General features: G+C 66.7%; 12 protein-coding genes. 6 read left to right on the top strand and 6 right to left on the bottom strand.

All coding sequences use genetic code 11. From position 1 onward, the window contains the following. Window positions 1-70: 70 nt before the first annotated feature. The 4 genes from MRAB57_RS09420 to MRAB57_RS09405 are packed head-to-tail and all read left to right on the top strand — an operon-like array spanning window position 71 to window position 3,206. The gene (locus MRAB57_RS09420; RefSeq protein WP_077087328.1) at window positions 71-958 is read left to right on the top strand and encodes an enoyl-CoA hydratase/isomerase family protein; all 888 of its coding nucleotides are present in this window, start codon (window positions 71-73) and stop codon (window positions 956-958) included. Then, on the top strand, window positions 955-2,259 hold the full coding sequence (locus tag MRAB57_RS09415) for an aromatic ring-hydroxylating oxygenase subunit alpha (protein WP_077087327.1): 1,305 nt from the start codon (window positions 955-957) through the stop codon (window positions 2,257-2,259). Before MRAB57_RS09420 ends, MRAB57_RS09415 begins: the two co-directional genes overlap by 4 nt. Next, window positions 2,256-2,582 carry a hypothetical protein gene (locus tag MRAB57_RS09410; protein WP_077087326.1) on the top strand — a complete coding sequence of 109 codons (327 nt, stop codon included), beginning with the start codon at window positions 2,256-2,258 and terminating at the stop codon, window positions 2,580-2,582. Before MRAB57_RS09415 ends, MRAB57_RS09410 begins: the two co-directional genes overlap by 4 nt. Window positions 2,583-2,642: 60 nt before the next feature. Then, window positions 2,643-3,206 carry a TetR/AcrR family transcriptional regulator gene (locus tag MRAB57_RS09405; protein ID WP_077087325.1) on the top strand — a complete coding sequence of 188 codons (564 nt, stop codon included), beginning with the start codon at window positions 2,643-2,645 and terminating at the stop codon, window positions 3,204-3,206. 34 nt (window positions 3,207-3,240) lie between these two features. On the opposite strand, the gene MRAB57_RS09400 is transcribed toward MRAB57_RS09405, so the two are convergent. Together MRAB57_RS09400 and MRAB57_RS09395 are read right to left on the bottom strand one after the other, a co-directional pair. Next, a complete protein-coding gene (locus MRAB57_RS09400) occupies window positions 3,241-4,443 on the bottom strand; it encodes a cytochrome P450 (protein WP_077087324.1) in 1,203 nt (400 codons plus the stop codon). Between the two features lie 11 nt (window positions 4,444-4,454). Continuing rightward, window positions 4,455-5,288: a mycofactocin-coupled SDR family oxidoreductase gene (locus MRAB57_RS09395; RefSeq protein ID WP_077087323.1), complete on the bottom strand. Its 834-nt coding sequence runs from the start codon at window positions 5,286-5,288 to the stop codon at window positions 4,455-4,457. A 402-nt stretch (window positions 5,289-5,690) separates the two neighbouring features. On the opposite strand from MRAB57_RS09395, the gene MRAB57_RS09390 reads away from it, so the two are divergent. Continuing rightward, on the top strand, window positions 5,691-6,521 hold the full coding sequence (locus tag MRAB57_RS09390) for a rhomboid-like protein (protein WP_216823732.1): 831 nt from the start codon (window positions 5,691-5,693) through the stop codon (window positions 6,519-6,521). Here the strand turns inward: MRAB57_RS09390 and MRAB57_RS09385 are convergent. Together MRAB57_RS09385 and MRAB57_RS28530 are read right to left on the bottom strand one after the other, a co-directional pair. After that, window positions 6,518-6,916, bottom strand: a complete 399-nt coding sequence (locus MRAB57_RS09385) for an amidohydrolase family protein (protein ID WP_157900586.1) — start codon at window positions 6,914-6,916, stop codon at window positions 6,518-6,520. The genes MRAB57_RS09390 and MRAB57_RS09385 overlap by 4 nt on opposite strands. After that, window positions 6,822-7,349: an amidohydrolase family protein gene (locus MRAB57_RS28530; protein ID WP_157900585.1), complete on the bottom strand. Its 528-nt coding sequence runs from the start codon at window positions 7,347-7,349 to the stop codon at window positions 6,822-6,824. Before MRAB57_RS28530 ends, MRAB57_RS09385 begins: the two co-directional genes overlap by 95 nt. A 184-nt stretch (window positions 7,350-7,533) precedes the next feature. On the opposite strand from MRAB57_RS28530, the gene MRAB57_RS09380 reads away from it, so the two are divergent. Beyond that, window positions 7,534-8,532: a diguanylate cyclase gene (locus tag MRAB57_RS09380; RefSeq protein WP_077087321.1), complete on the top strand. Its 999-nt coding sequence runs from the start codon at window positions 7,534-7,536 to the stop codon at window positions 8,530-8,532. Window positions 8,533-8,537: 5 nt separating this feature from the next. On the opposite strand, the gene MRAB57_RS09375 is transcribed toward MRAB57_RS09380, so the two are convergent. Both MRAB57_RS09375 and ligD read right to left on the bottom strand, forming a co-directional pair. Next, the gene (locus MRAB57_RS09375) at window positions 8,538-11,792 is read right to left on the bottom strand and encodes a helix-turn-helix transcriptional regulator (RefSeq protein WP_077090496.1); all 3,255 of its coding nucleotides are present in this window, start codon (window positions 11,790-11,792) and stop codon (window positions 8,538-8,540) included. 156 nt (window positions 11,793-11,948) lie between these two features. Continuing rightward, on the bottom strand, window positions 11,949-12,974 hold the full coding sequence (gene ligD / locus MRAB57_RS09370) for a non-homologous end-joining DNA ligase (protein WP_077087320.1): 1,026 nt from the start codon (window positions 12,972-12,974) through the stop codon (window positions 11,949-11,951). Window positions 12,975-12,985 lie beyond the last annotated feature (11 nt).

Below are 12,985 nucleotides of genomic sequence, written 5' to 3'. Positions count from 1 at the left end.
CTGCAGCAGTTTGGGCGATCGCTCAAATTTCGCAGATAACGGCCCAGCACCGCGAGAATGAGGCAGCTATATGGCAAAGCGGACCAGATATAGCGAGTACCAGAACAGCTATGCCAACTACCGGTTCGAACTCACCGACGATGGAATCCTGTTCATGCAGTGCCACACCGACGGTGACAGCCTGGTGTGGAGCTGGAAGGCACACGACGAAATGTCGGATGCGTTCGCCGATATCGCCGGGGACCGCGAGATCAAGGTGCTCATTCATACCGGCACGGGCGAGAACTACAACGCCAACTGGGGTCGCCTACCCAACGGCGAACCGCCCGAACACCCCATCTATCAAGCCATGCCGAACGACCGCGGGACGCACAAGCTCGACGAGAAAGCCTGGTACGCACGCCATCTCATCTTCAATGTGCTCGACGTCGACGTGCCGATGATCAGCGCGGTCAACGGTCCGTGCAACATGCACTCCGAGGTACCCATCATGGGCGACATCGTGCTGGCCTCCGAGGACGCCTACTTCCAGGACGCCTCCCACTTCCCGCGCGGACAGGTGCCCGGCGATGGTCAGCACGTGATCTGGAGCGTGCTCGCCGGGCACAACCGCGCGCGTTACTTCCTACTCACCGGTCAAAAGCTCAGTGCGCAAGAGGCCAAGGAGTGGGGCGTGGTCAACGAGGTGCTGCCCAAGGACAAGGTGCTGGACCGGGCCTGGGAACATGCTCGCGAACTGATCAGGCGACCACCGCTGACACTGCGATACACGCGACAGCTGTTCACCAACCCGCTGAAGCGGGCCTTCATCGACGAGCTCGGCCACGGTCTGGGCCGCGAAACCTACGCCCAGCGCGTGTTCTTCCCGTTCGGCGGCGAGATGGCCCCGCTGGACCGTGCCTGGGACCAGGAGCCCTGGTCCAACAGCGCACCCGCCCCGGAAGGAGTCACACCGTGACCAGCATCCAGCAGCGGCTCTCGACCGGCCGCGGCAAGTTCACCACCGACTACCCCGAACTGGGCACCGCCCCGGTCAACTACGAGGATTCGATCTCCGAGGAATTCTTCGCCGCCGAACGCAAGGCGGTGTTCGAGCGAAACTGGTTGTGCGTCGGGCGTATTGAGCGCCTGCCGCGCAAGGGCTCGTACTTCACCCGCGACCTGCCCGGCCGCCTCGCCTCGATCGTGATCGCCCGCGACGCCAACGACACCGTGCACGCCTTCCACAACGTGTGCGCGCACCGCGGCAACAAGGTCGTCTGGCAAGAACATCCGGGCCGGGAAAGCTCGGGTACTTGCCGGGCGTTCTCCTGCAAGTACCACGGCTGGCGCTACGGCCTGGACGGCAAGGTCAACCACATCACCAACGAGGAGGAGTTCTTCGACCTCGACAAGAGCATGCTGCGGATGCCGCGGGTGCACTGCGAAGTATGGGCGGGCTTCATCTTCGTCAACCTCGCCGAAGACCCCGTCCCGCTGCGCAGCTTCCTGGGCGACGGCCTGCTGCCGCTCGAGGGGTGGCCGTTCGACAAGATGACGCAGCACTACGGCTTCTCCACTCGGATCAACGGGAACTGGAAGCTGGCCGTCGACTCGGTGTGCGAGTGGTACCACCCGCCGTATGTGCACGGCCGCTTCATCGACCCGGACGTGTCCAAGGCGGAGAAGATGGTGCCGCCCGTCGACTCCTATCACTACGAGCTGTTCCGCCCGCACATGCTGACCTCGGTTCCCGGGCCGCCACCGCTACCGGCGCGCGAGCCCGGCACCGCCGGGCCGGCCCGCCAGGATCAGCGCTGGGTCTACAAGCTGTTCCGCGCCGGGCTTTTCGGGCCCGACGACATTCCCGACGTCGGCCTCGAGGATGAGAGCGCGCCTTTCCTCAACCGCGGCAACATCGCCTCCTGGGGCAACGACCAGTTCTGGCTGTTCCCGAACATCTCGATCCAGCTCTGGGCCCGCGGCTACTACATCACCTACACCTATTGGCCCGAGACGGTCGATTCGCACATCTACGAGATCGACATGTACTTCGTGCCGCCGGCGAACGCCGCGGACCGGCTGGCCCAGGAATTGGTGGTGGACAGCACGATCGAGTTCGCAATGCAGGACGTGAACACCATCGAGGCCACCCACTCGGCGCTGAAGACGCGGGCGCAGAACACCTTCCACCTCAGCGACCAGGAATTGCTCATCCGCCAGTTCCACTCGGTCATCCGTGACACGGTCGACGCCTACCAGTCCGGGGAGCCGTCATGACCCTGCCTGAAGCTTTCGCCGATCTCGAACCGTTCGTCGCCGATTGGGCGTTGCCGACCCGGGCGCAGCGGTACGAGGCGCGGCTGTCGAAGCCCTATGACGAGCTGGTCGCCTTCTACGACGCCATCGCGCCGCGGGCCGAGGAGGCGATCGCCTATCTCAACGGGCTCGATATCAACGAATTGCCGCAGGACGCCGAACGGCTGCTGCACCTGCTGTATTCGATGATTCTGGTCTCGTACGCCGTCAACGTGTTCAAGCAGAATCGCATCCCGGATTCCGGTGCCGCCTTCTTCGAGATGGTCGCCGAACCCGCCGTGTGATAGGACCACACTGTGACGGCATCGCATCGACCTAAGGCGCGCGACTCGACAACGCGCGACATGCTGGTGGCCGCGACGAGCCAGATCATGCTCGAGGAGGGCTACGCGGCAGCCACCTCGCGCCGGGTGGCAGCCAAGGCCGGCGTGAAACCGGCCTTGGTGCATTACTACTTCCCCACAATGGACGACCTGTATCTGGCCGTCTTCCGCGGCGGGGCGGCCGTGTACCTGGAGCGCCAGCAGAAGGCGTTGTCGTCGGACCGGCCGTTGCACGCCTTCTGGGACACCCTCATCGAGCCCAAGGACACCCGGCTGCTGCTGGAGTTCTGCGGACTTGCCAACCACCGCAAGGAGATTCAGGCCGAGATCGCCGCATGGTCGGACCGGTGGCGCGAGCAACAGATCACCGCGCTGAACTTCATCATCCGCGAACACGACATCGATACCGACGAATTTCCGCCGGCGGCCATCGCGGTGGTCATCGCCTCGATCGGCCGCACGCTGATCCTGGAGCAGGGGCTGGGTTCTTCCGGCGGCCACCAGGAGGCCATCGCGCTGGTGAACCGACTCCTGGACCGGTACGAGATGCCGGACCCCAAGGCCCGACGCGGCCGCAAGGGCTAAAGATTTAGGGACGGCTCTACCAATAGCGCCACACTTAACGCAGCACGACCCGGAGCTTCTCCCAGCCGCGAACCGTCGACGTCGACGCCAACTGCGCCGTGTCGTAATCGATGTCCCATTCGGGCCAGCGGTTGAGGATCTCGTCCAGCGCGACGCGGCCCTCCAGCCGGGCCAGGTTGGCGCCGAGGCAGTAGTGCACGCCCTTGCCGAAGGTGATGTGCGAGATGTTGTCGCGGTGGATGTTGAACGTGTCCGGGTCCGTGTAACGGCGTTCGTCGCGGTTGGCGGCGCCGAATAGCAGCAGCATGGCGCTGCCGGCCGGGATCGTCGTGCCGTACAGCTCGAAATCCCTTGCCATCCAACGCGCGACGTGCGGCCCGGTGGGTTCGAACCGCAGCGTCTCGTCGACGGTGCGGTTCAGCAGCGACCGGTCCCGGTAGATCTCCCAGCGCTGATCGGGGTTCTCGGCGAGCACCTTGGCCAGCCAGCCGATCAGCCGGCCGGTCGTCTCGTTGCCCGCGCCGGCGACCACCTGCGTGTAGTGCAGGACCTCCTTGCGGGTCAGCTTGCGGTGCACACCCTCCTCGTCGTCGAACTCCACGTTGAGCAGTGTGGTCATCAGGTCATCCGACGGATTCTTGGAACGCCATTCGACATAGTCGGCGTAGATCCGGCCGTCGGCGATGGAGTCGGCGTTGGCGACCTTGAGCGGCGCGCCCGGTTTGGTGCGCAGGTTGGCGTCATTGGCGTCGCGCACCGAAACCTGTTCGGACTCCGGGATTCCCAACAGCATGCCGATCACCCGCATCGGCATCATCGACGCGAGCTCGGCGATGATGTCGAATCCCGACGACCCGACGTGCGGATCCAGGCAGCGGATGCAGTACCGCCGGATCTGGTCCTCGATTTCGGCCATCCGGCGCGGCGTGAACACCCGCGACATCAGCCCGCGCAGCATCGTGTGCTCCGGCGGATCCTGGAACATCATGACGCCGCGGGGCATGTCGAATTTCGACTGGACCAGCTCGAGGATGTCGCTGCGCCGGTTCGAGAATGTCTGCCAGTTGGCCAGCCCACCCTCGACGTCGGAATGCCTTGACACCGCCCAGAAGTCGTACTGCTCGTTGTAATACAGCGGCGCCTCTTCGCGCAGCCGCGCGTAGGTCGGATATGGGTTGGTATTGATGCCGACGTCGTAGGGGTCGTAATAGACGTCGGTGTCGTTGGTGATCGTCATCGATGCTTTCCTTACTTCAGGCAGCTACCGGCGTCGACCGGCAGCGCGACGCCGGTGATGTAGCGCGCTTCGTCGGAGGCCAAGAACAGCACCGCGTTGCTGATGTCCTGGGCGGTGACCCACGGTATCGGCAGCATGTGGAAGGTTTGGCAGATCGGCGCGAGGTCGTCCGGCCCCGGATTCTCCAGATCGGGCCGGAAGGCATGAAACGTGCCCTCGTTGATCAGCAGCGGCGTGTTCACGTGGGTCGGCAGCACGGCGTTGACCCGGATCATCTTCTGCCCCAATTCAACTGCGAACGTCCGCATCAGCCCGATCACCCCGTGCTTTGCCGCCGTGTAGTGACCGGTGTGCAAGTAAGCCTTCTTGCCCGCGACCGACGAGGTCAAGATGATCGAACCGCCGCGGTCCCCGTCCAGCATGTGCGGCACACCGGCTTTGACCGTCTTCCAGACCCCACTGAGGTTGACGTCGATCATCTGCTGCCACGCCGCCTCGTCAGTCTTATGCAGCTTGCCGGTCATCGTGCCGATGCCGGCGTTGGCAACGATGACATCCAGCCGCCCAAGCTGTTCGACGCCGCTGTCGACCGCTGCCTTCAACGCGTCGTACTCACGGACGTCGACGATGTCGGTGACGACGCGAGTTCCGGCGTCCTTGACCATGCCCGCGGTGATGTCGAGGTCTTCCGGCGTGGCAGCCGGGGCCGGCGATCCTTCAAATCCACGGCAGATGTCGACGGCGATGATGTCGGCACCCTCTTGCGCCAGCCGGACGGCGTGGCTTCTGCCCTGCCCACGCGCCGCGCCGGTCACGAACGCGACTTTGCCGTCCATTCGGCCCATCGGAACCTCCCACCCAGCGTTTTGGGCGATCGCCCAAATTTGTGGCGCAGGCCATGTTTAGCAGCATCGCAACGAACTCGTCAAGGTCCCGATCCAAGCGCTGAGCGCGGTATCGGTCAGCGCAGCCCGCGTCTGCGCTCGAGGCCATACCCCGCCCGGGGCCATTGTTAAATCTGTGAAGATTTGTCACCCGCGTGTGAAGGCTTCGTTAAGAGCGTGGCCGAATCCCGATTTGCCCCTCATCGTGGAGGCATGACGCCGTTCGGACTGCTGCCATCGCTTTGGCGCGGGTCGTATTCGGCTCTCGTCCCCAAGGGTGGTTACCGGCAAGCCAGATGGGGAATAAGCATCCCGAATATGGCCGTTGCCCCAGCTATAAGCGGACGTGAAGGTGAGTTAGCCGTGGTCAGCGTTGAAAACCGTTGGGCGGGAGTGGGTGCCCGCGTGCTGTCGCACGCAGCCTCACTTCGCATGACGGCGTTTTACGCTGTGGCGTTGGTCACCGTCGCCGTCACGCTGGCTCAACTTGGTGCGGGCACGCGCGATGTAGTCGTGAGCCAGATGAGCACCAACCTGCACAACCTGGCGCACGGTCACCTGAGCACGCTGATCGGCAGCGCCTTCGTGAGCGACGGCGACAATATCGTCGCCTGGCTCCCCTGCCTGGTCTGCCTGCTCGCGCTCGGCGAGCTTATTTGGCGCGGCCGTGGTCTGCTTCTCACTTTCGCGGTGGGTCACGTGGGTGCCACGCTGCTCGTCGCGATTTGGCTGACCTTTGCGGTGGAGGCCGGCTGGCTTCCCGTCTCCGTTACGCGCGCCACCGACGTGGGCGTCAGCTACGGCGCGGTGTGTGTGCTGGGCGCTCTGACCGCATCGATACCGTCGCGCTGGCGGACGATCTGGGTGGGTTGGTGGCTGGGCGTCGCGGTGGCGGTGGCGCTGAGCGCGGACTTCACCGCTATCGGTCACGTGCTGGCACTGCTGCTCGGCATGGGCTTGTCTTTCCGACTGCCTTCACTCGCGCGCTGGACTCCACTGCACGTCGGGCTGTTCATCGTCGCCGTCGCGTTCGTGTACTTCGTGCTGTCCGGCCCCTCGGTGATGGGGTTGATCGGGGGGCTGACCGGGACGCTGTTCGGGCTCTTCGCCAGCCCGGAGCTCCGAACGTACAACAAGAGTCGAATGCCGTTGCAGCAAAACGCATTTGTGCCTGCCGCGGCGCGCTCGTACTAGGCGTCCGGCTTCGGAAAGTTCAGGATTTGGCGCGCCGTGCGTCCCAGGATCGACGCCTTCTCGTCGTCGGACAGCGACGGGGAATCACGAATGCTGAACAGGCTCTCGCCCCAATTGGCGCGATGGCGCGTCATCGTGTAATCGCTGGCCCACATCACGCGGTTGGCCCCGAAGGCGTCGATCGCGCGGCGTAACTTCGGCTCGAGATCGGGGAACGGATAAGAGTCGGTGGAAAGAAACGTCGCAGCGTGCGCCCACTTGTAGGCGACGTTGGGATAACGAGCCAGCGCTAACGCGTCGTCAATCGTTGCCTGTCCGGGGGGCGCGTCGAACGCGACACCGCAATGGTCGATGACGAATTGGACGCCGGGAAAGCGCTCGACGTACGGGGTCAAATGCGGAACCCGGCCCGGGGCATGTGACGAAAAATGGCAGGTTGTGCGACTGGACCGCCCGCAGCAGCCGGTCATGCCCGCCGCCCTCGAACACCTCCCCCTCGGCCGGCGTGAAAACCGTCGTGCGTAACGCCTTGAACCCGGACGCGGCGGTCAGTGTCTCGATCCACGACTCGATGCCCGGGTCGGTCGGGTCCACGCGCATCAGGAATGCGAACCGGTCGGGATGGCGCAACGCGGCCGCCTCCGCGTTCGGCCCCACATTGCGAAAGGAGCCATTGGGCAGGCGATAACCGGGATGCAGCTCGCCGCCTTCGCCCGGGGCCTCGAATTCGTCGAACACCGCCGACTGAATGCCCAGGGCGTCCATTATCGCCAGCGTGACATCGGTGCCCAGCATGTTCGCGTGCACCTGCGCATCGACAATGTCCATCGTTTCTCCTCGGCCTGACTACGCGGAATGCCGGGCGCAAGAATACGGCTCGACAATCCCGGGCGCGCGCCTTCGATATCGCAATGCCAGAATTGGCCGAGCGGGGGCAGTGGTACCGGGAAGTTGACGGATGGCTCTTAACCTCGCAGGCCCGTTCGGTCGTCGCGCCATTCGCCGATCCCGATTGCGGCTGGACGCTGACGCCGGAAGCGGCTTTTACGGCGGTCAACAGACCCGGTTGCTGCGGATCTATTTGAGCGCCACCACATTCCTTTTCGTCTACGGCGTGGTGTTCAGCGTGGTGTTGCGAGTTCCCCCCGGGCTGCCGCGGAGCAATCACATCGGCGGCATCACCGCGATCGGCCTGGGGCTGGCGGCCCTGGCCTGGCTCGCCGCCCGCCCCGACAGACCCGCACCAGCGACCGCCGCGGCGATGGCCGCCACCCCCATCGTGATGGCCTGCCACATCGCCATCACCGCCGAGTTCGCCTGCCTGATTGCGCCGATGTTCCTGGCGATGTACCTGCGCGCGTTCTACCCACCGCGTCGCGGCGTGATCCTGGTCGTCGTGCTCGCCGTCGCGTCTGTTCTCGCCCTCGCGGTCGCGCCGTTCCACAAGTTGTACATCGACTACTTCATCTTCGCGATCGCGATCGTCGGGGCCGCCGAGTCGTTCGGAGTGGTGATGCGGGCATTGGTCGGTGCGGCATGCACCGACCCGCTGACCGGGGTGCTCAACCGGGCCGGCTGGGAGCTCGCCACGGCCAACCTGCTGGCGCGCGCCCGCTCTGGCGCGATCACGATCACCGTTATCGCGCTCGATATCGACCATTTCAAGAGGATCAACGACACCGAAGGACACCCCGCCGGCGATCAGCATCTGGTCAGCCGCGCCCAGGACTGGCGGACCATGGCGCCCGTCAACGCCGTGGTGGCGAGGCTCGGCGGTGACGAGTTCGCCGTGTGCATCGCCGACCGCGCGGGACCGGCCCCGAGGGCAGCCGAGCGGTTCGTCACCGACGTCCGCTTGCGTACGCCCGGCACGAGCATCGGTATCGCGTCGCAGAGCGGCGACGGCGCCGAGATCGCCGCACTGCTGGCGGCCGCGGACGCCGATCTCTACGCCGCCAAGCAATACCGAGCGATAGCCGCCCGAGATTCGGATCTGGGCCACACACGCTAGGACGCTCACTCGTGACGGGCGGCCTCCTGCGCGAGTTGGACGCGAGACGTCAGGCCGAGCTTGGTGTAGACGTGGGTGAGGTGCGACTGCACGGTGCGCGGCGAGACGAAAAGCCTGGTGGCGATGTCGTTGTTGCCCAACCCCTCGCTGACGAGGCGCACGACGTCGCGCTCGGTGGGCGTCAGCGAGGCCCAGCCACTGCTGGGCCGCTTGCGTTTGCCACGGCCGCGCTGCGCATAGGCGATCGCCTCGTCCGTGGACAGCGCCGCCCCTTCCGCCCATCCGGCGTCAAAGTCCTTGGTGCCCAATGCCTCTCGCAGCTGAGCCGCCGGGGCTTCGCAGCGGGCGTCGTCGACCTTGAAGCGGACGGCACCCATGCGTCCCCGCATGGCGTGTGCCGCGCCGAAGAGGCGGGCGGCATCGCGATGGTTACCGGCGCCGCTGGCCACAACGGCAAGGCAATCGAGGGCGTCGGGCACACAACCATGGGCCTTGATTTCGTCGCTGATGGCGAGCGCGTCGTGGGCATCGCGCTCGGCCTGATCGGGCTCGCCCGCCGCGATCGCCACCCGCGCACGCACGGTCAGTGCCAGCACCAGCCGGTAGCCACTCGCCGTCGCCACGGCCTCCTCGACAAGGCGCCGGGCCGCGGTCAAATCCCCGTCCGCCAAGGCGACATGCGCGCTCATCGAGCGCTGGGTCACCCCCATCGCCACCAGGCCACTCATGTGCGGCGCGGCCGCGTCGCACGCCTGCCGGGCCGCCGCAACGTCGCCGTCGGCCAAGCCCGCGGCGGCCAACGCGCAGTAGGCGAGTCCGCTGGGGCTGCCCCCCAGCTCGGCGGCGACCTCGACGGCCGCGGCGGCGGTGGTCCGGGCCGCACCCGGGTCACCCTGATACGCCAGCACCAGGCCCAGCATCGAGCTGGTATTCGCCTCGATGACCCCATCGTGAGCGGCTCGGGCCTCGGCCGCCAGCTCGGCGAATCGTGCGCCTGCGCCGGCCAGATCGCCCCGAAACGTCTGGCCCGTCGCGAGGCACCAGCGACACACGCGCGCGACGAAGCCGTCGCCGATCGCCTCGGCGAGATCGCGCCCCTCTTCGGCGGGTGCGCGGGCGGCTATCGGGTCGACGATCAGGCTCGCGGCCTGCCAGGACAGAATCTGGCTCAGCCGCCACCGATCGCCCAACGCGCGCACCAGCTCGGTGGCCTCGGCGAAGCACGCCTTGGCCAACTCGTCATCGGAGCTGTAGGCGGCGGTCGAGCCGCACGCGGTCAGGGCCCGCGCCAGCAGGGCCGGGTCATCGAGCTCGCGGGCGATCGCCAGGGCCCGCTGGGCGTGATCGAGGCTGTCGGGGGCGCCCAACCGGGCGCCGAGTGCGGCCTCATCGGCCAGCGCCCGTGCCCGTACCGCGGCCGCGATCTCGGCGTGCGGGGCATTGTCGTCGGCCAGCGCGGTGTCGAACCAGGCCACGCCTTCCCGGATGCGGCCCCGCGCGAGCCAGAGTGGCTGTAGCGAACACGCAAGCGCCAACGCCGGCTCGATATCGCCGTTTTCGCGGCTCCACCCGAACGCAGCACGCAGGTTGTCGATTTCGAGTTCGGCCTGCCCGAGGCGGCGCTCGTAGTCGGTGCCCGCCGGCGCGTCCAGCAGCGCGGCCATCGACGAGTAGTGGTCGCGGTGGCTCGCCCGGACCGCGGCGGCTTCGCCGGACTCACCGAGTTTTTCCTGCGCGTATTGGCGGACCGTCTCCAGCAGCCGGTACCGCGTTCGGCCCCCACTGTCGTCGGCGGCCACCAGCGACTTGTCCACCAGCAAGGTGAGCTGATCGAGCACCTGGTAGCGCTCCACATCGCCGCCGCCACAGACGCTTTGCGCTCCGTCGAGATCGAAGCCACCCATGAACACGGCCAGCCGGCGAAACAACACCCGCTCCGGCTCCGTCAGTAGCGCATGCGACCAGTCGACCGACGCGCGCAGCGTCTGCTGGCGCCGCACCGCGGTGCGCGCACCGCCGGTGAGCAGCCGGAACCGGTCGTGCAGGCTGTCGAGGATCTCGGCCGGCGACAACGCCCGCGCCCGCGCCGCGGCCAGTTCGATGGCCAGCGGTATCCCGTCGAGGCGCTGGCAGATTTCGGCGATGACCGTCGCATTCGCGTCGGTCACGCTAAAGCCGGTGTGCGCCAACCGGGCCCGGTCGGCGAACAGCTCGACCGCCTCGTCGTCCGTCGAGAGCGACGGCACCCGCCAGGCCGCCTCACCGCTCACGCCTATCTGTTCACGGCTCGTCGTAAGCAAGGTCAGCCCCGGCGCGGCACCAAGCAACGCGACGGCCAACCCGGCGCACGCGTCCAGCAGGTGCTCGCAGTTGTCCAACACCACCAGCAGCTGCCGGTCCCGGACGAACCTCAGCAGCATGTCCATCGTCGAACGGCCGAGTTGGTCCGGCAGTCCCAGCGCCTGCGCCACCGCGACCGGTACCACCTCGGGATCGGTGATCGGCGCGAGCTCCACGTACCAGACACCACCGGCGAATTCGGCCGCCAACTGGTCCGCGACGGCTATCGACAGGCGCGTCTTGCCCACTCCGCCCGCCCCGGTCAGGGTGACCAGCCTGTTGGCCGCCAACAGCTCCCGCACCTCGGCGATCAGGCGCTTACGGCCGATAAAGCTGGTCAACTGCGCCGGAAGATTGTGCGCAGCACTGCTTTTCGCTGTACGCAGGGGCGGGAAATCGTTGCGCAGATCCGAATGGCAAAGCTGCACAACGTGTTCCGGGCGCGCAACACCACGCAACTCGTAGGTGCCCAGATCGGTCAGCCACGCGTCGGTGGGCAGCGAGTCCTCCACCAATCCCTCGGTGACGCCCGACAGCACCGTCTGCCCGCCGTGGGCCAGATCACGCAGGCGGGCCGTGCGGTTGATCGCCGCGCCGATGTAATTGCCTTCGTCGCGCAGCTGCACCTCGCCCGTGTGCACGCCGATCCGCAGGCTGATCGGGGCCAACGCGGCGCGCTGCAGCCCTAGCGCACACGCCACCGCGTCGGTGGCCCGCGCGAACGCCACGACGAAGCTGTCACCCTCGCCCTGCTCCACCGGACGCACCCCGCCATGAGCGACGATCAGATCGGACAGTTCGCGATCCAGCCGGGCGAACGCCGCAGTCATCTGCTCGGGCTGTGTCTCCCACAGTCCGGTGGAGTTTTCTACGTCAGCCAACAGCAGGGTCACCGTGCCGGTCGGCAAAAGCCCGCTCACGCCAAGATCGCTCCAATCCACCAGCGGCCCGTTCGCGCGTGGATCAATCTCGCTCATGCTAGCCAGCATGCGGCCGCCCCGCGCCCCAATACATCAGCGCAACCGCGTAGAACCGCAACTGCTCACACGGATTTTCCGCAGGTCAGGCGCAGCGAGTCACTTCTTCAGATCGGTATCGCGGCTCGGCTGCACCCGTTTAGGTTCGCCCGGCATCTTCGGGTAGTTCGGCGGGTACGGCATGTCGCCCAGCCCACGTTCTTCGTCGGCCTCGACCATTTCCAGCAGCGGCGCGAGGGACTGCGCCACCTCATCCATCTCCGCCCACGGGTCGTCGCGGCCCCGCACCAGGTCCGGCACGGTCGCCATCGTGTAGTCGTCGGGCTCGGCGCCGGCGAGCTCGGCCCACGTCAGCGGAGTCGACACGGTCGCGATCGGGGTGCGCCGCACCGAATACGGCGACGCCATGGTGCGATCGCGCGCGTTCTGGTTGAAGTCGATGAAGATGCGCTCGCCGCGCTCCTCCTTCCACCAAGACGTGGTGACCGCGTCGGGTGCCCGCCGCTCCACCTCGCGGGCCAGCGCGATGCCGGCCCGCCGCACCTGGATGAAGTCCCAGTCGGTGGCGATACGCAGGAAGACGTGGATGCCGCGGCCGCCGGACGTCTTCGGATAGCCGACCAGCCCGAGCTCGTCGAGCAGGGGGCGCAGCACGTCGACCGCGACCGTGCGCGCCTGCTCGAAACCCGTACCGGGTTGCGGATCCAGGTCGAGGCGCAGCTCGTCGGGGTGCTCGGTGTCCGGGCAGCGGACCTGCCACGGATGCAGCGTCACGGTGCCCATCTGCGCCGCCCACACGATCGCCGACGGGTGCGTCACCCGCAACGCGTCCGCGGTGCGGCCCGACGGAAAGGTCACGCGGCAGGTTTCCAGATAGTCGGGGTGATGCTGCGGCACCCGCTTCTGGTAGATCTCCTCGCCGTCGATGCCGTCCGGGAAGCGCTGTAGATGCGTCGGGCGGTCCCTTAAAGCCGCCAGCATCGGCCCGGCGGCGACCGCCCGGTAGTACTCGATCAGTCGCCCCTTGGTGCCCTGCGACCCCAGCTCAGGGAAGTAGACCTTGTCCGGATTGGTGACGCGCACCGCGATGCCGTCGACGTCGATCTCTTCCGCTGCTGTAGCCATACCTGAAATTC

Origin of the sequence: Mycobacterium rhizamassiliense (genome assembly GCF_900157375.1) — a bacterium.
In the GTDB taxonomy this organism is placed as follows: domain Bacteria; phylum Actinomycetota; class Actinomycetes; order Mycobacteriales; family Mycobacteriaceae; genus Mycobacterium; species Mycobacterium rhizamassiliense.
Note: the sequence above shows the minus strand (reverse complement) of the source record. Positions and strands in the feature narration are given on the sequence as shown.

What these genes read in the sequence shown, in the direction of transcription:
- MRAB57_RS09420 (WP_077087328.1), top strand. Translation starts at nt 71, where the DNA reads ATGGCAAAGCGGACCAGATATAGCGAGTACCAGAACAGCTATGCCAAC.
- MRAB57_RS09410 (WP_077087326.1), top strand. Translation starts at nt 2,256, where the DNA reads ATGACCCTGCCTGAAGCTTTCGCCGATCTCGAACCGTTCGTCGCCGAT.
- MRAB57_RS09405 (WP_077087325.1), top strand. Translation starts at nt 2,643, where the DNA reads ATGCTGGTGGCCGCGACGAGCCAGATCATGCTCGAGGAGGGCTACGCG.
- MRAB57_RS09400 (WP_077087324.1), bottom strand. Translation starts at nt 4,443, where the DNA reads ATGACGATCACCAACGACACCGACGTCTATTACGACCCCTACGACGTC.
- MRAB57_RS09395 (WP_077087323.1), bottom strand. Translation starts at nt 5,288, where the DNA reads ATGGGCCGAATGGACGGCAAAGTCGCGTTCGTGACCGGCGCGGCGCGT.
- MRAB57_RS28530 (WP_157900585.1), bottom strand. Translation starts at nt 7,349, where the DNA reads ATGGACATTGTCGATGCGCAGGTGCACGCGAACATGCTGGGCACCGAT.
- ligD (WP_077087320.1), bottom strand. Translation starts at nt 12,974, where the DNA reads ATGGCTACAGCAGCGGAAGAGATCGACGTCGACGGCATCGCGGTGCGC.